13 protein-coding genes are annotated in these 19,971 nt (G+C 40.4%); 7 read left to right on the top strand and 6 right to left on the bottom strand.

What is annotated here, in order from left to right; translation table 11 throughout:
- Window positions 1-813: 813 nt before the first annotated feature.
- Window positions 814-2,946, bottom strand: a complete 2,133-nt coding sequence (locus L1267_RS08940) for a TonB-dependent receptor (protein WP_235382604.1) — start codon at window positions 2,944-2,946, stop codon at window positions 814-816.
- A gap of 104 nt (window positions 2,947-3,050) precedes the next feature.
- The gene (locus L1267_RS08945) at window positions 3,051-3,902 is read right to left on the bottom strand and encodes a universal stress protein (RefSeq protein WP_235382605.1); all 852 of its coding nucleotides are present in this window, start codon (window positions 3,900-3,902) and stop codon (window positions 3,051-3,053) included.
- 267 nt (window positions 3,903-4,169) lie between these two features.
- Here L1267_RS08945 and L1267_RS08950 point away from each other — a divergent pair, with 267 nt between their 5' ends.
- The gene (locus L1267_RS08950; protein ID WP_199526826.1) at window positions 4,170-5,360 is read left to right on the top strand and encodes an MFS transporter; all 1,191 of its coding nucleotides are present in this window, start codon (window positions 4,170-4,172) and stop codon (window positions 5,358-5,360) included.
- 96 nt (window positions 5,361-5,456) lie between these two features.
- On the opposite strand, the gene L1267_RS08955 is transcribed toward L1267_RS08950, so the two are convergent.
- Together L1267_RS08955 and L1267_RS08960 are read right to left on the bottom strand one after the other, a co-directional pair.
- Window positions 5,457-5,648 (bottom strand): helix-turn-helix transcriptional regulator, encoded by a 192-nt coding sequence (locus tag L1267_RS08955; protein WP_062570454.1) that lies wholly within the window; start codon window positions 5,646-5,648, stop codon window positions 5,457-5,459.
- The gene (locus L1267_RS08960) at window positions 5,645-6,073 is read right to left on the bottom strand and encodes a hypothetical protein (protein ID WP_235382606.1); all 429 of its coding nucleotides are present in this window, start codon (window positions 6,071-6,073) and stop codon (window positions 5,645-5,647) included. The genes L1267_RS08955 and L1267_RS08960 overlap by 4 nt, the downstream gene beginning before the upstream one ends.
- Before the next feature lie 238 nt (window positions 6,074-6,311).
- Between L1267_RS08960 and L1267_RS08965 the strand changes: the two genes are divergently transcribed.
- The 5 genes from L1267_RS08965 (at window position 6,312) to L1267_RS08985 (ending at window position 14,450) form a co-directional block, all read left to right on the top strand.
- Window positions 6,312-9,560: an nSTAND1 domain-containing NTPase gene (locus L1267_RS08965; protein ID WP_235382607.1), complete on the top strand. Its 3,249-nt coding sequence runs from the start codon at window positions 6,312-6,314 to the stop codon at window positions 9,558-9,560.
- 23 nt (window positions 9,561-9,583) lie between these two features.
- Complete coding sequence (locus L1267_RS08970; RefSeq protein ID WP_235382608.1) at window positions 9,584-9,955, top strand: DP-EP family protein; 372 nt, start codon at window positions 9,584-9,586, stop codon at window positions 9,953-9,955.
- Between the two features lie 156 nt (window positions 9,956-10,111).
- Complete coding sequence (locus L1267_RS08975; protein ID WP_235382609.1) at window positions 10,112-11,095, top strand: GGDEF domain-containing protein; 984 nt, start codon at window positions 10,112-10,114, stop codon at window positions 11,093-11,095.
- Window positions 11,096-11,229: 134 nt separating this feature from the next.
- On the top strand, window positions 11,230-13,749 hold the full coding sequence (locus tag L1267_RS08980) for a TonB-dependent receptor plug domain-containing protein (protein WP_135925721.1): 2,520 nt from the start codon (window positions 11,230-11,232) through the stop codon (window positions 13,747-13,749).
- 152 nt (window positions 13,750-13,901) lie between these two features.
- Window positions 13,902-14,450, top strand: a complete 549-nt coding sequence (locus L1267_RS08985; RefSeq protein WP_135925722.1) for a hypothetical protein — start codon at window positions 13,902-13,904, stop codon at window positions 14,448-14,450.
- Here the strand turns inward: L1267_RS08985 and L1267_RS08990 are convergent.
- Entirely contained in the window at window positions 14,447-15,352 is a 906-nt protein-coding gene (locus tag L1267_RS08990; protein WP_135925723.1) for a tetratricopeptide repeat protein, read from the bottom strand. The two genes, L1267_RS08985 and L1267_RS08990, sit on opposite strands and share 4 nt — an antisense overlap.
- 207 nt (window positions 15,353-15,559) lie before the next feature.
- A complete protein-coding gene (locus tag L1267_RS08995; protein WP_235382610.1) occupies window positions 15,560-16,912 on the bottom strand; it encodes a magnesium transporter in 1,353 nt (450 codons plus the stop codon).
- Between the two features lie 262 nt (window positions 16,913-17,174).
- On the opposite strand from L1267_RS08995, the gene L1267_RS09000 reads away from it, so the two are divergent.
- On the top strand, window positions 17,175-19,934 hold the full coding sequence (locus L1267_RS09000) for a cadherin-like domain-containing protein (protein ID WP_235382611.1): 2,760 nt from the start codon (window positions 17,175-17,177) through the stop codon (window positions 19,932-19,934).
- Window positions 19,935-19,971: the final 37 nt, after the last annotated feature.

Consider the following 19,971-nt stretch of genomic DNA (forward strand, 5'->3'; position numbering starts at 1 on the left):
AGTGACCAGGGGTAGCTCCCCAAATAGAGTCCGTATATAAGCCAGCATCTAATCTTTATTTAATAAATACTCCGTTGACAAAAAACGGGGAGTCCATATAAGTACACCGAGGCGCTTCGCGCTACACAGAGAAAATAATAAGTAATCTATTGTTTTACCTCATTGTCTTCTCATTCTGTTCTCTTTGTGCAATTTGCTTTAACGCGAAATATATTTCACGCCTACATCACAGACATTTATTTTCACAAAGAGGATAAGAGGCGCTGCGCTTTAGAGAAAACAATAAGTAATCTATTGTTTTACCTCATTGTCTTCTCATTCTGTTCTCTTTGTGCAATTTGCTTTAACGCGAAATAAATTTCACGCCTACGGCAAAGACATTTTTTCGCAAAGAGGATAAGAGGCGCTGCGCTTTAGAGAATACAACAAGTAATTTATTGTTTTCCCTCATTGTCTTCTCATTCTTTTCTCTTTGTGAAAAGGACAATTTGAACCACCGAGAACACCGAGGCGCTTCGCGCTACACAGAGAAAAATTATTTACAAAGAGATAATGGTCTCTCCTTCTCTTCCTCTGTGTTCTCTGTGACCTCTGTGGTTAGAAAAAATCTTTTACGCACAAAGAGGATAAGAGGCGCTGCGCTTTAGAGAATACAACAAGTAATTTATTGTTTTCCCTCATTGTCTTCTCATTCTTTTCTCTTTGTGAAGATATTTCGGCACTAAAGTACCTCCTACGAGCTAGGCCTTTGGTAAAGGCCTGTAAGCAACACCGTTCAGCTTCAAACTGACAGCTGAAAGCTGATAGCTTTCTCTAAAACCGATAACTTACGCTGGCATTATACGAGCGGCCTTGTCCGGCAAGTTGCTCAAAACCATTGCTCATATCTTGCTTGTAATTAGCAATACTTACACCGCCAAGCGGCTGTTGGTAATATTCATCAAGTAAGTTGGTAATTGCTAACTTAAAGGTTAAATTTTGCCACGTTTTCTGACTTGATATAGCCAGTAACTGATAGCTGTCGGTTTGGTTTTCTAAACGGCGCTCATCAACATGGGTTTTACTATCAACCCATTGCCAGCTCAGTGCGTTTTGCCAGCCTTTGTATTCGTGCTCTAGGCTCAGCTCAGTGTGCAGTGGCATAATTTGATATAAGTCTTCATTGCTATCATCACGTTCGCCATGAGTACTGGTTAGTGAGCCTTTTAATTGCCACTTACCTGCTTGCTTTGTGTTGTAAAGTTCAATTAAACCCGCCAGTTTTGCACCGTAAAGAGTGGCATCTAAATTCGTAAAGGTAAGAATATTACGCTTGGTATGCGCCATGTCAGTGCGATTAAAGCTCTTAGTCACTTCAGCATCGATATAATCATTTACTTGCGTGTACCAAACATTTGCGGTTACTTGCCAGCTATCGTCTTTGGCAAGTTTGGTGTAGCTTGAACTCAATGTGTGCGCTGTTTCGGCTTTTAAATCTGGGTTACCAATATAACCATTACCATCGCCAAACCAACCAATCATGGTGGTTGCCATCGTACCTACACCCCAACTGTAACGCTCATATAAATTAGGTGCACGGTTCTTACGAGCTAAACCTAATTGCAGCTCTTCGTTATTCGATAATTGATAACGAGCAAGTAAACTCACATCAACTAAGGTGTCGTCACGTTTACGGTCTAATTGGTTAAACTTCATCGCAGCTTGGGCGTCGGTTTTTGACATGTCCATCATTGAGCCCATATTAGCCATACCGCTCATGCCACCTTCGTTATAAGCCTGCACTTCGCCAGTATCTGTGGTGACTTGCTCAACACGAACACCTGCCGACATCCACCATGCTTGGTTTACTTGGCTTTGGTACTCAGCAAATGCCGCAAGGCGGTCACGTTTGCCATCGTTAATGTTTACGTACTCATTTGGGCCCATCATCATTGACCCTGCAACCGCTGGCCACCAATCATCAATTCGATAACCGTAGTATTCTTGCCCTAGCATTAATGATGACTGTTTTGATAAATCAGTGCGCCAATGAACTTGATAACTGTAATCTTGTGCATCGGTATTCATTGGCATCATGCCGGTTTTCTCATTACTGAAAAAACCCATTTCGTGTTTTACATCATGCGCATTCACTTGTACCTGCAAATCACCATTTTCAAGCTCACGTTGGTACTGAGCAACGAAACCATAACTGGTGTTATCGGTCATATCCATGTATTGATTTGCAAAGCCTTGGTAAGGAATTTTTTGATGCGTCAGTTTAACTACAAGCTGTTGTTTCTCATCACGAACAGCGCCCGTTAACGCATGATTTTGCACTCGATATAAGGTATCAAGTACACGCTCATCATGCCCATCATCATAGCTGTTCGCATCTTCAAAGCTGCCTTGGTAAGACAAGCTAAACTGTTTGCTCGCAAGGCTGGCACCTAGCGCGTATGCTTGGCTATCGTTAACGCTTTTGTACTGGGCGGTAACATAGCCTGCGCGCCAGTTCACTGAGTCTGAATCACTAAATTCAGGGGCAATCGTATTTACTCTAATAACGCCGGCAATATTATCCCCGCCACTGCTTACCGGTGAAACACCAGCAACGACACTGTAAGTGGCAATTTGGTTTGCCGACACATAAGAGAGTGGCGGGTTCATCTGGTTAGCACACGCTGCTGTGACATCAGCACCATCGACTAAAACTTTAACTCTATCGCCCATCATGCCGTTCATTACTGGCAAGTTAGACACCCCTCCGGCCGCTGAAAAATCAACACCTAAATCTTTCAGTAACGCGTCTGCTGAGCCAACTAACTGATGGTTATTTTGGGCATGATCTTGTACTTCTATCACTTCAATAGAATCATCAGCAAAGGCCGAAATACTTAAAACACAGCTAAGTGCTGCAGCAATTTTAGAAAATAAAAAACCAGGGCGAGAAGATAGCGTGTTCATAACTGTTTTAAAATCAAAGCAAATAATTAATGACGCCGATTATAAAACTCATTAATTAGTCTGAACACGTGACATATTGTCGCACCCTGTCACAGGTGAATAACTTAGCGCAGCACCACTAAAGGAATACGGCTATCTTCAAGCATTTTTAAGGTCGTGCTGCCTAAAAAGAACTGCCGCCATTTAGAGTGACCAAATGCGCCCATCACCATTAAATCAACGGCGTGGTCACTTTTATATCGCCACAGCGCTTGGTAAACATCGCCATCGAGCATGCGCGCTCTCACATTAAAGCCATTTTCTGCTAGCCTTGCTGAGGCAGTATCAAGTTTGTCTTGGCACTGACCATCTTGTTTATCCACCATCACCAAATGGCAATCTAAGCCGGATAAAATGCCGCCATTGATAATTTGCGTAATCGCTTTGTCGGTACTTTCGCTGCCATCATAAGCTAGCATAAAGTTTGTGGGCTCATGAAATTGCGGCGGCACAATCGCAACCGGGGTATGCACCTGACGGATCAGCGTTTCAATGTGCGAGCCCAGTACTTTAAAATCATCGTAGTGCCCTTTACCAGAGCGGCCTATAATCATCACACGGGCATTGTCTTCATGTTCAAGTAAAGCATCAACAAGACTCATTGAAAGCTGCTGTTGCTCAATCTCGGTTAGGCCTGCATGCTCGGCTTTTTTCATTGCTTCATCTAGCAATAATTGACCATGCTGCGACGCTACTTTGTTGCGCTCTTGTTCAAGTTTTGCCAATTGCTCTAACAATGATGTTTGCGAGCCTAAACCTATAATTGCGGTTAAATCATCACTGCCTTGTGGCAAAGGTGGCTCTAGTGCATGCAAAAAATTAATCGGGTGGCTGGAGCGCTTAGAAATCCAAATCGCCGCTTCTGTCACCGCATCGGTCATGCATGAACCGTCGATACAGGCAAATATCTTTTTCATTGCGCTCTCCTTTAAACCAATTCAGTTAACCAAGTATAGTTGGCTTTTTCTCTGTATTTATTTTGAACAGCAAAGACTTAAGAAGTTCAGGTTATTTTCTTATAGCAAACAAATATAGAACGTTCCAAAAAGTACTGTATCAACTCCATTAATTTGTATTACAATAGCGCTGGGCACACACCTCTACTCCAGAACAAAGTATTTGTTACTGGCATTTTCAATTATCAAAAATCTATTTTGTTTTTAAATTTATTTTAAAGGAATTACATGACTAACGTAGCCAACTCCCAAGGCAACGCAAGCACGTTTACCATTCTGATAGTATTGGCTTTAGGCACATTCATTTTGGGCCTATCAGAATTTTCTATGATGCCAATGTTGCCCCTGATCAGCGAAACATTTTCGTCTACGCCAGCGCAAAGTGGTTATGCCATCAGTGCTTACGCGATTGGCGTAGTTGTCGGTGCCCCACTATTTATGATCACAACCGCCAACATGCGTAAGCGAAATGCACTGTTGATGTTTGTCAGTATGATGTTTTTATTCAATGGTTTAAGTGCTTTTGCAAACTCGCTTGAACAACTTATTTTATTTCGATTTTTAAGTGGCTTACCACACGGTGCCTACTTCGCCGCTGCTATTTTATTGGCAGCCGATATCGCCCCTGCCGATAAACGCGCAAGTTTTATGTCAAAAGTATTTATGGGTTTAACCATTGCCACTATTGTTGGTGTGCCCATGGTCACCCTAGTGGGGCAAAACTTTAGCTGGCGTTATTGTTTGGCAGGCACCGCTGTACTTGCGTTAGTTGCCTTGGTATTGATTGTGAAATACGTACCTAACGTAAAGAATACCGCGCCAACATCGATTCTCGATGAGTTAAGTGTATTAAAGAACAAGCTCGTATGGACTATTCTGGGTATCATCATTATTGGTTTTGGTGGCGTATTTTGTGTTTACACTTACATTGCCGACACTATTTTAGAAGTCACCCATACCCCTGCTTACACTATCTCTATTGCGATGATTATGTTTGGTATTGGCTGTACTTTAGGTAACTATGTATTAGGTAAAGCCGCCGACCACTCACCGCTGAAAACCACAGGCGCAGCGCTAATTGGTGCTGTAGTATTTGCAGCCAGTTATGTAAGCGCAAGCCATAATATTTGGCTGTTATACGCGGTGATTTTCTTTATTGGCTTTAGTGTTGGTTTAGGTACCGTGATCCAATCGCTATTAATGGATGTATCACCACAAGGGCATGCCATGATTGGTGCGTTAGTACAGTGTGCGTTTAATACAGCCAATGCTATTGGCCCTTGGCTTGGCGGCATGGCTATTGCTGAAGGAGCACTCCCTAGTCAAACAGGCTATGTTTCTGCGGCACTATTCTTAGGTGGTTTTTTAATGTGGTCGTTAAGTGCGATGCAGATGAAAAAACTACGAGTCGAAAGTTAACAAAAATCTAGCTGCGAATTTATATCGCGTAGCAAAAAGGCGTTTAACAAGAATGATTTAACATTCGGCGTTAAAACGCCTCTTACGCTATCAGACTTACTCATCCTGAAATATCTCTTCGATACTCAGGTTAAATAAACGCGCGGCTTTAAATGCTAATGGCAAACTTGGATCAAATTTACCTTTTTCGATAGCATTCACTGTTTGCCTTGATACATCGAGTAATTCGGCTAATTTTGCTTGGGTGTAGTTGTGCTCAGCACGAAGCACTTTCAAGCGGTTTTTCATTCCTCGCCCTCGTCGTTTAACTGCTTATTCATCATTAAAAGACTCACTAAATAGGTTAAGCCCATAAAGAGTACGAGGTGCGATATATCTTCTTTAAAGCTTATTAAGCCACTTGATTGCACAACCGAATAAGCTAAACCAAATACTAAGCTTGCACCCAAGGTAATCGCCATTGTATTAAAGTGCATACGCTGCTGCAGCTCATCCATTCCCTGTAGTTGTCGTTTGTTCGATAAAATCATCATAATGCCAACTACTACATTAAGTAAGATTGCCACAACACTAAAAACAGCCTGCTCTTGCCATAAAAAATGCGGCCCAAATGAGGCAATTGCTAAAGTAATCACCCATGCTGATGTCCATTTCGCGAGGTTTAGCGTGTTCTGCTTATTACGTTGTTTAAAGGTTAATCCTGTCTGATCCATTATTCTCACCTTAAAAGTAAAGTAAACTTGACTAAAGATTAACCTAGCAACACAAAAAGTCAAACAAACTTTACAAAAAGTTTTATATACATGACACCAATATGATTTTTTAATGTCAGAAAAGGCAAGGCGCTTGCTGTTAATCTCATAATATTGTATTAATCAAAGTATCGCGTAGTCTTATAAAAAATCGGTCCAATCGGACTGCGTTTCTAACAATAACAATGAAGATAACACTATGAATACGGCACTGTTTTTCGTTGGCGAATGGCAAGTTACCCCGGCCACTAATTCAATCAGGCGCGGTGAACAAACAAAGCATCTTGAACCCAAGGCGATGGATGTATTACTGCTGCTATGCGAAAAACAAGGTGAGTTACTAACGAGCGAAGAAATTATCAGCCATTGCTGGCCAAATGTAGCGCTCGGTGACAATCCCTTACATAAAGTGATCACCCAATTACGTAAAGCCTTTGACGATAAAGCAAGCGATCCGCATTACATCGAAACCATTCGTAAACGTGGTTATCGGGTTATTGCCGAAATCAACTTTCCACTCAACGAAGAACAAAAAGCCAGCCAAACCAGTTGGCAAGGTGACTCGCCCTTTGTTGGCTTAAGTGCATTTGCACCAGAGCAAGCCGATGTATTTTTTGGTCGTAACAAACAAATTGCCACTTTGCTACAGCGGGTATCGGCTCAAATAGAATTTGGTCGCGCATTTTGCTTAATTTTGGGAGCCAGTGGTTCGGGTAAATCGTCGTTAGTTAACGCAGGTGTATTGCCCGCTTTAATGTCAAATAATGGCTACGATGGCATAAGAGTACACAGTTACTGCCAACTCGACTTTGCCGATGTCAGCAAAGAGCGCTTACTGCTTGATTTAGCCTCAACCTTGCTCGATTTAGAAATAAACGACGCACCTGTACTTAGCGATATAAGTGCCGATGCGTTGGCTGAATTGTTATTAAAAGACCCAGAACAGGTTATTTCCCGCTGTAAAGCAGCACTTGCAGCGCTAAATACAGAGCGCAATACGCCCTATTTATTTTTATTTATCGACAGGCTCGAAGTGCTATTGTCATCGCCGCTATTTAGCGATGACGAGCGCAACCAGCTTTTAGCACTTATTGAGCGCTTAGCAACAAGTGGCTGCATGATCATTTTTAGTGCCTGTCGTAATGACTTTTACCCGCAAGTAGTGAGTCAACCAAGTTTAATGTCGGGTAAAGCCAATGGCGCACACTTTGATTTATTAGCGCCAACTCGCTCTGAGCTTAAGCAAATGATCCGTTTGCCAGCACTTGCAGCAGGCTTAAGTTGGCAACATCACCCAGAGCACCACACACCGCTTGATGAACAACTTTGTAACGATACTGCCAATAACCCAGATGCATTGCCAATGCTGCAATACACCTTGCAGCAACTTTACTTGCAGCGCAGCCCAGACAAGGAATTATTGTTTTCTGAATACCAAGCGCTTGGCACCATCGAAGGAGCCATAGGCCAAAAAGCTGAACAGGTATTTTGCCAATTACCCAAAGACCAACAAACTGAACTTGCCGCAGTACTTTCTAAACTGATCACCTTAAACCCAGATGGCGAAACACTCACCAGCCGCGCTGCGCGTTGGAGCGAATTAACCTGCCCTGCTGCAACCAAGCTTGTTCAGGCTATGGTCGATAGCCGCTTGTTTGTATCGCACCTTAAAAATGAGCAAGCCTGCTTTAGCCTTGCCCACGAAGCCCTGCTACGCCATTGGCAACGCGCCATAGATTGGGTGCAAGAGCACCAACAAAGCTTAGCAATTCAAAGTCGTGTGCAACTAGCCACCGAGCGCTGGCTGCTTGAACATAAACACAGCGACTTTTTATTAGCGCAAGGCAAACCGCTGCAAGAAGCACAAACCCTAGTTAAAAACCCTATGTTTAGCTTATCGAGTGACGAACAAGCGTTAATTAAAGCTTCTAACAATAAAGCCAAACGTAAAAAACGCGTGTTACAAATAACGGCGGCTGCACTTGTGTGCTTAACCTTTATTGCCACATTTATGAGCGTGCGCAGCTATCACGCCGAGCAAATAGCAAAACAAAAACGCCAAGAAGCGGAGAGTTTATTGGGTTTTATGGTCGGTGAATTTGCCGATAAACTCAGAAGCGTTAAGCGCATGGATTTACTGGATGGTATTAGCAACAAAGCCCTTGAGTATTTTACCAATCAAGACGAAGAAGCAGCCTCGTTGTTTGACTTTAGCGATAAACAAGCCGAGTTTAATAACCGTTTTCAATACGCTCAAACCTTAGAGGCCATGGGTGAAGTCGCTTACTCTCGCGGCAAAACCGACGAAGCCTTCACCGCCTTTGAAAATGCGCGAACACGACTAGAGTCTTTACTAAAACTTCAACCCAACAACCTTGATTTACTAATGCTCGCAGGGGCCAATGCCTTCTGGCTTGGTAATTTAACTTATGAGCAAAGTAATTACTTAGCGACTGAGCCAATGTTTAAACGTTACTTGGCTTACAGTGAAAAGATGTATCAGCTTGCCCCTAATGACTTTAATTCAATTATGGAGCTATCTTACTCACACAATTCACTTGGCTCACTGTATTTAAAACAGTTTAATTACACACTTGCAAAACAAAGCTTTACTGAGTCTTTAAAACTTAAAAACCAAGCCCTTGAGCTTAAACCTAATAACAAAAATTTATTACGCGATAAAACAGACACCATTAGCTGGATTGCAAGCACAGAAGAAAGGCTAGGAAATTTAAGCGAAGCATTGACCATGCTTGAGCAGGCTATTAATCAATTAGATTCTGTCCTAAAAATAAGACCTGATGATGCCAGTCTTCTTAGCGACATTTTTAATATTTATATGCAACAAAGCTACCTTTTAAGTTACTTTCCAGATAAACAAGATGCTTATAGAAAAGTAGAAAAAGCATTGTTTGCAATAAACAAAGCACGTTTACAAGATCCTGAAAATGAAAATTTCAAACGCAAATATTACAGGGCTCTTTCATTTCAATTAATGCTATCCAAAGAAAGTAAAACAAATATCGATGAAATAGTTAGCTACACTGATAGCAATGGCTTTGAAAAATCTCAAATTATTGAAATTCAATTAAATATCATAAATTACTTAATAAACATAAAAAACTTCTCCCAAGCTGAGAATCTCTTACTAAAACTTGAGAATAATACTGACTATAAGGAAAGAGAAAGTAATAAAGAAAAAATAGAAAGTAACATTGACTTTATAAAAGTCGGTTTAATAAAAGCGAAATTATCAAAAGATAAACTAGTTAAAAGTTCTATTTGCCGAGATATCATTAATTCAATAAATGAAAACCACTACCGCAGTAAAAGCATAAGAATAACTCACCCCCTTATACAAGCTTACACATGTTTGAATAAAGAAAGTGAAGTCAACACAATTAAAAGTAAACTAATAGAGTTAGGTATTACTAACTTTGATTTATAAAAAACAACTAGAAGGTAATAACAATGAGCGAAAGTCAAACTTACAACTTTACAGTAAATGTTACACTTAACACTAAAAATGAAGCTGTATTTACATACTTCCAAGACGGTCAGCAAGTTTCTGGTGGCGGTACTGTCAATGAAAGAAACAGCCTCGGTATTTATACACTTGATGACGCAACTGTTGATGCTGGCTTTCAATTTACAGGTGCTAAATTTGCAAACCTTGAAGGTGATTGCGAGCAAGACTTTAGCTTTAAAGTCACTAATGATGGTCAAACAATTGAGATTGCCGATACAGATGATAATAGCGGTACTGCGTGTATGATTTTCATCGTAGAGTGCAATGGCACAAGCTATGAAAGTGCCGATCCGCAAGTAAAAAATGAAGACTAAAACTAAAAACCTCTCGTAAAAAGCTCCTTTCAAGGAGCTTTTTTACATTTAAAAACAAACAATTAAAACCAGAAGATTACCGGAAGGTTAATTTGCACTTTTTTAAGTAACTTTATAGACACCAAAATCGTTTGCATCGGCAAAAAGGAAACGAACGTGTCTACTAACAACAAAAATGAACAACCAAGCACTGCTCAATCAGAAGCTAAAAACGCACTTGCGCAGTCTATCAATTCAGAGCAACTTGCACTAATTGCCCAAATGTTTCAGAACATTCCTGAAGGGGTGTTTATCATTAATGGTCAAGGCACGTTTGAATTTGCAAACCCGATGGCGGCACAACTTTTAGGTGACAACCAAGAAGCCTTAATCGGTCAAAACCTGTTACATTACCTACACGACACCGACCGTGATAAATACATGTATACCCTACTCAGTTGGTTAGATCATAAAGACTCGCCGATAAGCCTTGGTCCAAACGAAGTTAAAATAAACCGCGCCGATAGTAAAACCCTTGAAGCGGATTTATGTATTTCAAGCTTGCCAAAAAACATTGCCGTTGCAGATAATTTATTTATTTGTGTATTACATGATTTATCATCGCACAAAGAGCAATATAATCGCTTAGTTAAACAGGCCACCACTGACCATTTAACCGGCCTTGCAAATAGATTAACCCTTGAGGAATCATTAAAAGAGCATTGGCAAGAAAGCGTACAAACCAACCAAGCTATTAGCACTATATTAATCGACATTGATTATTTTAAATTATTTAATGACCGATTTGGTCATGTTAAAGGCGATAAGTGCTTACAAAAAGTAGCGAGTATAATTGCAGAATCACTCCCCTCTCATGACTGTTTGGCAGCCCGTTATGGTGGTGAAGAATTTGCGGTTATATTACCAAGGTGTCAAAAAGATACGGCAGCAGTTATTGCAAAGCATATTCAAATAAAAATAAACAATATGTCATTTACTGAAATTGGCTTACCGAGTGACTTTAGAATAAGTGTAAGTCAAGGAATTGCTTGCGAGTTTAATAATCAATACCGTACTTCTGAGGCACTAATTTGTGCTGCAGATACTGCTTTATACCGAGCAAAAACAGAGGGCAGAAATAAAATAAGCATAAGCGCATAAAAGGTTATTTTAGTGTAGAACTATGAGCTAAATAGCTTGTTTAGATAATCATATAGTATACTTTTATGTTATTTGTTTGTTCCTTTTTTATTGATAAACTGCAACGTGAAATCAACGTCACAAGGGATCCAACAATGACACTTTTTAAAAAAGTACCTTTGCAACTCGCTATTGCAAGTACGCTAGCTACATCAGTGACTGCAATCGCTGCTGAGCAAACAACAGAAAACACTGCTCAAGATGTTGAAGTTATTTCTGTAACAGGTACTCGCCGAAGCCTTCGTAGTATTTCTGAAAGTACTGTACCTGTCGATTTATTAACAAGTCGCGATCTAACAAGCACTGGCCAACTTGATATGAGCCAAGTACTTGCCTCTCAGTTACCTAGCTTTAACTACCCTAGTGCCACCATTGCTGATGGAACTGACCATGCAAAACCGGCTGTTTTACGTGGCCTTGCTCCTGACCACACATTAGTACTTATCAATGGTAAACGCCGCCATGCGGGTGCACTATTAAATTTAAACGGTACAGTAGGCCGTGGTTCAACAGCTGTTGATTTAAATAATATTCCTACTTCAGCAATTAAACGCGTAGAAGTACTTCGTGATGGTGCTGCTGCTCAATACGGCTCTGACGCGATTGCTGGTGTGATCAATATTGTATTAAAAGACGCCGATGAAGGCGGCAGCGTGAGCTTCACATATGGTGAATACGATACACAAATGGCAGGGTCTCCTCAGCTACTAAACACCACAACTGATAGCGAAGGCAACCTAAGTTTTGAGACTGGTGGCGACCGTGAAGTAAATGATGGTATTTCACGCACAGCAAGCGCTAACGCGGGTTTTGCGCTGGGTGATAATGGCTTTATTAACCTGTCTATTGAGTCACGAAATAACGAGCCAACGAATCGCTCTGGTTTTGACCAACGCGAACAGTACAGCCGTGACGCAAATGGCAATTTAGACCCTCGTGAATTCGACTTTGACCGCTATAACCACCGTTTTGGTAAAGCAAGCATTGAAGATTTCGCGCTTTTTTATAACCTAGGTTATGAGTTTGATAACTCGTTATCACTTTACTCTTTTGCAAGTTACTCAAACCGTGAAGGTAACTCGGGTGGCTTTTATCGTCGTGCCAAAGACTCTCGTAACTTAACTGAAGTGTATCCTGACGGCTTCTTACCGCAAATAGATACTGATGTAGATGACTACTCATTTGCAATTGGCCTTAATGGCGAAACCAATGACTGGGCGTGGGATGTAAGCAGCAATTATGGTCGCAATGACTTTGGTATTGGCGTAAGCAACAGTTTAAATACCTCTATGGGTGTTAGCAGCCCAACAGAGTTTGATGATGGCTCACTCGTATATGAGCAATACCTAGTCAATATGGATGCCAGCAGCACGCTAGATTTAGGTTTACCTGATGATGTGTTTGTGACGATTGGTGCTGAATACCGCCACGAAAACTATCAAATCAAAGCGGGGGAAACGGCCTCTTACCTAACCGTATTAGATGACGAAGGTAACCCTGTTGCTGCCGGTGGCGCACAAGTATTACCGGGTTTCTCACCTGAAAGTGCAACTGATAAAAGCCGCCATAACATTGCAATATTTGCTGAGTTTGATACTTATCTAACAACAGATTGGAACCTTGTTTTAGCAGGTCGTTTTGAAGATTACAGCGATTTTGGTAGCACCTTTACCTCTAAACTAGCTTCGCGTTACAGCATTAATGAGTCACTGTCGTTACGTGGTGCAATTAGCACAGGTTTTAGAGCGCCATCACTTGCCCAAACTTCATATAAGTCGGTAAGTACTTTATTTGAGAATGGTGTGCCAAGTGAAGTAGGTTTATTCCCTGTAGATGAACCTGCAGCGCAAGCACTAGGGGCTCGTGATTTAGATGCTGAAGAGTCAGTTAATATGACGGCAGGTTTCATCTTTACTCAAGGCGGTTTTAGCTTAACGCTTGATGCGTATCGCATTGAAATTGATGACCGTATCGTATTATCTGAAAACTTAAGCGGCCCAGAAGTTGAAGCGATTTTAGCCGAAGCTGGCGAAGTTAATACACAACGCGTTCGCTACTTCACTAATGCCATTGATTCACGTACACAAGGTGTTGATATTGTTGCTACTTACTCATTAGGTTTAGAAAGCTATGGTGATTTACGCTTAAGTGCTGCGGTTAACTTTAACGACACTGAAGTAACACACGTTAAAGAAAATCCACCGGAATTAGAGGCGTTAGGTGACAGCTACGAGTATTTTTCTCGTCGAGAAGTAACTCGTTTTGAAAAAGGTACACCAGCGGATAAATGGAACCTGTCTGCAACGTGGGATTATGAAAACTTCCAAACCACATTACGAGCAACTCGTTATGGTGAAGTTATTGATACCTCAAATAGTGCTGAAAACGATGAAGTACTTGATGCAAAATGGATTGCTGACTTAGAAGTGGCTTATCGCCCTGATGAGCAGTGGAAGTTTGCATTAGGTGCCAATAACCTATTCGATCAGTACCCTCAAGATACTGTAAGCAATATTGGTTATAGCGATTTTAACCACATATTCCCTTATAGTGGCTTTGCGCCATACAGCTTAGATGGCCGTTTTATTTACGGTAACATCACTTATAGCTTCTAAATTAATGTGCGCTGGTTTCGGCTAGCACACAGCTAACTTTTTAAAATTAGGCGCTTTTTTAAATAATATTTAAAAAAGCGCCTATGCCATAAACTTTATTCCCACTTGCTGCGACTAACTAATTAACATTACCTATTAGGAAAGACAGCATCATGAATTTACGAAATTTTACCACAAGAGCACTCCTCATCACTGCAAGTGCTGCATGCATCAGTTTAGCAAACGCAGATAATGCAGTTTCTCAGGGCGATTATCGCGTTATTACTTTTAAAGACTGTAAAAAGGTAAGCGAAAGTACCCTAAATAACGAACAAATTGCAGCGTACCTAGAGCTTGAACGTGAACAAGTAAAACTAGAAGCGCTAGAACAACCAATTAGTGACATAGAACAACAAGTTACTGACTATTCTGAGCAAATAGAAGCGATCACCGAAGAAGCAGTTATTGAAGACGAGAACCACCTACGAATTAATAAAAGCTTATTAAAAGAGCAAGATAAACTGGCTAAAGAACTCAATAAACTTATGGCTGCTCATGATGCCGATTTTAAAGCGTTAGAACAGCAAGCAAAATTAATTGAACATGCCGCTAAACAATTTGATAAGACAATGAAACCGTTGATGGAACAAGGCGAGTCAACTCACCTACAAATTTTAGCGCCGGGTGAAGACGAAAAACCGGGCTGTTTTTACAATATTTAAAGTACGTTTTCTAGCTGTGCATAAAGCTTCGCGTGTGTTTTACGAATGTCACCTTTATGCACTTGCTTAAACCACTTTAAAGCTTGTTCTGGCTTGCCTGCCTGCCAATTGATTTCAGCCAAGCGTAGCTTATAAATAGCAAGAACAAAACGATCAGACTCTACATCAATATACTTAAGTGATTGAACATACAATTTATCTGCTTCGTCGTACTGAGCAAGTATTTGATACGTTCTCGCTAAATTGCCTAACGCTACTGAGATTTTACGTTTATGGTTTGTTTTTAAAATCCAATCTACAGCAACCCGACGACTTGCGAGTGCTCCATCTACATCACCCAGTGAATGGAAAACATTGGCTTTATTTGAAGCAAGTTCAAAATGAAAAATAGGATCTTTGCTCTTTCCAAAGCGACGTTCAGCCCTATCTAATATGTGCAATGCTGTTTCTTTGTTGCCAAACACGTATTGCAAATTGGCCAATTCAACCATGCGCATTGGGTTACCGAATGAATCGAAAATAGCCTGTAGGTTTTCAAATGCCAAAGTCGCGAATTTGCGGCCTTGTTCATGATTGCCGAAATATTGCATCGACTTTGCGTAATAAAAATAAACTTGAACTTGAAAAACAACCGGAAGGTCTTTGCCATTTATAAATGGCTCGGTGCTATCTTTAAGGGCGAGATATTCCATTTTGTCGTAAAAGTAATCAAACTGATACGACTTAATTTCATACCAGCGTGCCGAACCAGGCTCTGCTACCGCTAGCTGTTGATTAATATAATCTAAGCATAGAGCCTGAGGTTGTTGGCTACAGAATATCTCATGGTCACTAAAGTTCTCTGATGCTAAAGCATTAAAGCTGCAGAAACTAAATAACAAAAAGGTTAAACTTTTCTTCATCTACTAACTTCTAAGTGACAATACACACAGAAAAATAACAAAATATCCTGCTATATTACAGCACTTTTTAGTTAAACTTATAGTTAATATTAATAATTTAGATTCTTCACACAGTGAATTTAAGCATTTTTATACACTTAATAAGTTTGAAATTGCATGACTAAAAAAAAGCAGGCTATTCACCGAGTTAACCTGCTTTAAAATTATTTAGAGTAGCAACAAACTACCTAAACCAAGAAAGGTGACAAAACCCACAATGTCGGTGACTGTGGTAAGAATCACAGAACCTGAAAGGGCTGGATCGATTTTAAGCTTATCTAAAATCGATGGGATCACTACCCCTGATAATGAAGCAGCAACCAAGTTAAGTAAAATAGCGATAGTGATGGTTAAACTTAACATGCCATCGTTGAACCAAAAATAAGTAAGCACACCAATCACAAAGGCCCAAACACAGCCATTTAACGCCCCTACTCTTAGCTCTTTTTTCAGCAGTGCTCTACGGTTGGAGTCGGTAACCTGACCAAGCGCTAAACCGCGCACAATTACCGTTAACGTCTGACTACCTGCAATACCGCCCATAGAAGCGACAACCGGCATAAGTACCGCTAGTGCAACCACTTGCTCGATAGTTGCACCAAACAAACCGATAAACCAAGAGGCCAAAAACGCCGTTGCTAGATTAATACCAAGCCAAATACCGCGGTTTTTTGCCGATTTGGTCACGCTCGAGAACAGATCCTCGTCTTCACGAAGACCACCGGCTTTTGCAGCGGCTTCGTCGGTGACTTCTTGACGCAATTCATAAGCTGATGACACTGACAATCGGCCTAATAGTTTGTTGTCGGCATTCACAACAGGCATCGCCATTTTCTCACTGTGAATAACCACTTCGGCCGCTTCATATAAGTCGTCATCAGCGTGTAAAGCCGACACATCAAGGTTCGCGTAATCCAGCAGGCTGTCGTTATCATTGGCTTTAAATAACGAATTAATTGCCACTTCACCAATGAGAGTGCCCTTACGACTGACTAAATAAATCACCTCGGTATATTGCGGTAAGCCTTTTTGAAAAATTTTACGCGCGCCTGCCACGGTGAGTTTTTCTGACACTTTTAGCGCATCAAAATCGAGCCAGTGACCTAACTGCTCTGGATTATATTGCTGTGCAAGGTCGTACTGCTTTGTTTGAACTTCATCGAGTTGTCTGCGTGCATAATCAACAAAGCGCTCAGGAATAATTTCTTCAAGTTCAAGTAACTCTTCTACGCTTACTTCGTCAAGTAGCTTAAAGCCTTCGGTTTCATCTAGACTTTGCAATAACCAACGACAGCTATCGCCACCTAGGTTAATGAAGATTTCATGCTGGGTATCTTCATCAAGTAATTGCCAAATTTCTAAACGTTGTTCTTTAGGTAATGCTTCAAACAATAACGATAAATGCTCAGTAGAAAGCTTTTCTTTAGCATCAGCAAGTAACTTATTTTTACGTGTTGTAGTGTCACACTGAAGCAAGTCATCAATTAACTGGGGAAGTTGGTCAACAGGATACTCAATCATTTGAGACCTCGGTTAATTACATCAATAACAGTAGTCTAACGCAGCTCGGGAAAAATAACTGCTCTGAAAAGGTATATTTTTTTGCAACCAAACAATTATCCCCAGCTGTAAAACATCGTTTTTAAATCACTGTTTCAAGCTAAAGAGTCACAATTGCATAAAAAAGCACACCTAAACACAATTAAGATCTATTATCATTCGCATTACAATGATAACATCTCAACACTCCTTAACTTTCTCAATAATAAATACGGGTATCAGCATGAAAAACAGAATAAAGTATTTACCGCTTGTGATTGCATTTGCTCTCACTGGATGCGGTGGTTCAGATAGTAACGATGCACCTGAGTTCACCAGCAACTTAACATTCACATTAGATGAAGACACATCTATTACGGGCCAAGTTGTGGCAGCAGATGATGACGCTGTTAGCTATACCCTAGGCTCTGCAGCAAGTAACGGACTATTTGCTTTAAATGCTGATGGTACATTTACCTATACCCCAAAAGAAAATTTTGCAGGCCAAGACACAGTAACCGTTACCGCCACTGACGGCAGCTTAAGTACTGATGCAGTACTTACTTTTACGGTTAACAACGTTAACGATGCACCAACGCTTACGAGCCAGTCAATCACTGTAACCACCTCAACAACAACTGAAGGTTCATTAACTTTTAATGATGCCGACGGTGACACTGTAACTGTTTCTTTAGTAACGCCTCCTACCAACGGTACCCTTACTCTAGATGAACAAACAGGGGCATTTACATTTACCGCAGAAACGCTGTCAGAAATTAACGATAGTTTTGTTATTGAATTTACCGATGGCAATATTAGCTCGCCTATCAGCGCAACCATTGAATTAAAACCTTCGTATGTTACGAACGAAGATAAGCTCAATTACTACTACAGCTCAGATAAGTCTCATTTAAAACAAGCTGAAGCGATTAGTGAAAATATCAATGACGATGTGTATTTGAATACAATTAATGCAAGCTTAGGTCTTGGCTATGTTGTTGCTGGTTTCGAAGAAAAATCAAATCAACACTTTAATGCTATTACCAGCTTAGATGAAAAAGCCAGAGCTTACAGAAGCACATCTTCACAATATGACTCCTTTGGGGAGTATGACATAGCAGCCGAGTTTCGTGCTAAATCTGTCATAGCCTACAACCAGTACCTTGCAGAAAAAGGGCTAAATAATATCAGTTCAGACGATCCTGATTTTTATCAGAATGTCATCAAACTATATAATCGTGCAGGTCAAACAAATTTAGCAAAGGAATTACTCAATACCCTCACTACTTTTGCAAACGAAATAAAAAGCGATGAATACACAGTCGCATACGCAAAATATTTAGCTTCTTTTTACAAAACATCTAACTCATTAAGAGAAGACTACTACTCTGATAGAACAGAAGAAAAAAGACAGCAAGCAATTGAGAGCGTTATTGCTATGGGTGAACTAGCTGAGCAAACAGGTTACTTCATCGAAAAAAGTGGTGACTTTAAAGGCTTACCTAGTGATCGAATTAAAGCACTATACGTCTTAAGGGCAGCTGAAGCTTTATTGCGTCTAAACGAAACAGAGCTTGCCAAAAAGTATGTTAATTTAGCTTTATCACTATATGGTATTACAGGCTTAGATAGTAACTATGTGTACCAAGCCAGTCCCTACTATGAAGCAACCAAACATCAATATCAATTTCCCTTAGAAAGCCTTACAGGACTCATTCACGGCCTTTACAACATACCTCTCGACGAAAACCCTGCTTTGAAATTAATGACAAAAGAAGCAAATATAAGTGACGCACTTGAGTACAGTATGGGACAAGACATTGCTAAAAACCTCATTGCAGGTCAGGAAATTGACGATGCAGTATCATACGCAAAGACTTATTTTACAGAAGATAGCAAAGTTAATATAACCAGCTTTTACAAAGCTTTAACCTGGGAATCTAACCAAGATGGCGCTGTACTTGTACTTGAAGCTAGAGGAGAAAACGAACTCGCGTTGCAGGTTCTAGACTATGCTGCAGACATCTTATTTTCTGAAGCTTTCATTACAGAGCAAAAATATGCAAGATATATTACAGGCACTTATGGATGTGCAGGGATAGTACAAAAAGCTATCTCTTTAGGTGGCTTAGATCATGCTAAAAGTTATGCAAGCAGATGTAAAACTATGCTAGCGACTTATTTATCTCCGAACTCAGAGCTATTCACCACGAAAATGGCACTGGAGGCTTATCGTAATTTAATTAATATATACGACTTTATTAATGATAACTCTGAGCTAACAGCTGCATTAGAGATAATTAATCAACATATTGCATTACTCTCTGATGATAGTGAAAAAGTTAAAGCATACTTAGCGATCACTGGTTACTTAGTTAAAGCAGGCGAAGTAGAGGTAGCTAAGCAACAACTACTACAAACATATTTTATTATCTCAAATCTCAAAACATCTTTAGAATTTGAAGATTACATAGATTTAGTAGAAAAGGCGGCAATAGCCTCAATAAGTGATGCCCCAATAACTACAGGAGTTTATTATCAAGATTCGTTTGTTACATCTTTGAAAAAATACCAAACGTCCAACTCTCAATATTTGTCAATTTATAATGAAGTTATAGCTGCACTTCATGATTTAGCTAATGATGCAAATCAGGCATTAATGAAGCAATCTGAAAAATTAGTCATAGATAACACTGCTATGCTAGTCACTCTATTTGCAAGACTTGAAGACGATGCAGCAGTTACTGAGCTAATTAATCAATCTGTACTTGGTGAAGCCGATAAATTAGCGCTTTATGCAAATTTTGCTGCAATTCGAGCAACTAAAAATGACTTCCCTACATCTTCGATTGCGAGTATCGATACGGACCACGATGGTAAACCCAACTTCTTCTTATCAGGCGCATCAGAGCAAGCAATTGCCGACTCAGGTTTAATTGCAGATAACGATGCTGACAATGATGGTATTGAAGACAGTATCGATGTGACTCCTTTAGGAGAATAATACATCCATAATACGGCGAGGCAGCTCTGCCTCGCCC

Source organism: Pseudoalteromonas sp. OFAV1 (genome assembly GCF_021532595.1).
GTDB classification, from domain to species: Bacteria; Pseudomonadota; Gammaproteobacteria; order Enterobacterales; family Alteromonadaceae; genus Pseudoalteromonas; species Pseudoalteromonas lipolytica_C.

Bases quoted from the DNA above. Each gene is read 5' to 3' on its own strand.
- L1267_RS08985 (WP_135925722.1), top strand. From the start codon at position 13,902: ATGAATTTACGAAATTTTACCACAAGAGCACTCCTCATCACTGCAAGT.
- L1267_RS09000 (WP_235382611.1), top strand. From the start codon at position 17,175: ATGAAAAACAGAATAAAGTATTTACCGCTTGTGATTGCATTTGCTCTC.
- L1267_RS08945 (WP_235382605.1), bottom strand. From the start codon at position 3,902: ATGAAAAAGATATTTGCCTGTATCGACGGTTCATGCATGACCGATGCG.
- L1267_RS08995 (WP_235382610.1), bottom strand. From the start codon at position 16,912: ATGATTGAGTATCCTGTTGACCAACTTCCCCAGTTAATTGATGACTTG.
- L1267_RS08955 (WP_062570454.1), bottom strand. From the start codon at position 5,648: ATGAAAAACCGCTTGAAAGTGCTTCGTGCTGAGCACAACTACACCCAA.
- L1267_RS08940 (WP_235382604.1), bottom strand. From the start codon at position 2,946: ATGAACACGCTATCTTCTCGCCCTGGTTTTTTATTTTCTAAAATTGCT.
- L1267_RS08970 (WP_235382608.1), top strand. From the start codon at position 9,584: ATGAGCGAAAGTCAAACTTACAACTTTACAGTAAATGTTACACTTAAC.
- L1267_RS08990 (WP_135925723.1), bottom strand. From the start codon at position 15,352: ATGAAGAAAAGTTTAACCTTTTTGTTATTTAGTTTCTGCAGCTTTAAT.
- L1267_RS08965 (WP_235382607.1), top strand. From the start codon at position 6,312: ATGAATACGGCACTGTTTTTCGTTGGCGAATGGCAAGTTACCCCGGCC.
- L1267_RS08960 (WP_235382606.1), bottom strand. From the start codon at position 6,073: ATGGATCAGACAGGATTAACCTTTAAACAACGTAATAAGCAGAACACG.
- L1267_RS08980 (WP_135925721.1), top strand. From the start codon at position 11,230: ATGACACTTTTTAAAAAAGTACCTTTGCAACTCGCTATTGCAAGTACG.
- L1267_RS08950 (WP_199526826.1), top strand. From the start codon at position 4,170: ATGACTAACGTAGCCAACTCCCAAGGCAACGCAAGCACGTTTACCATT.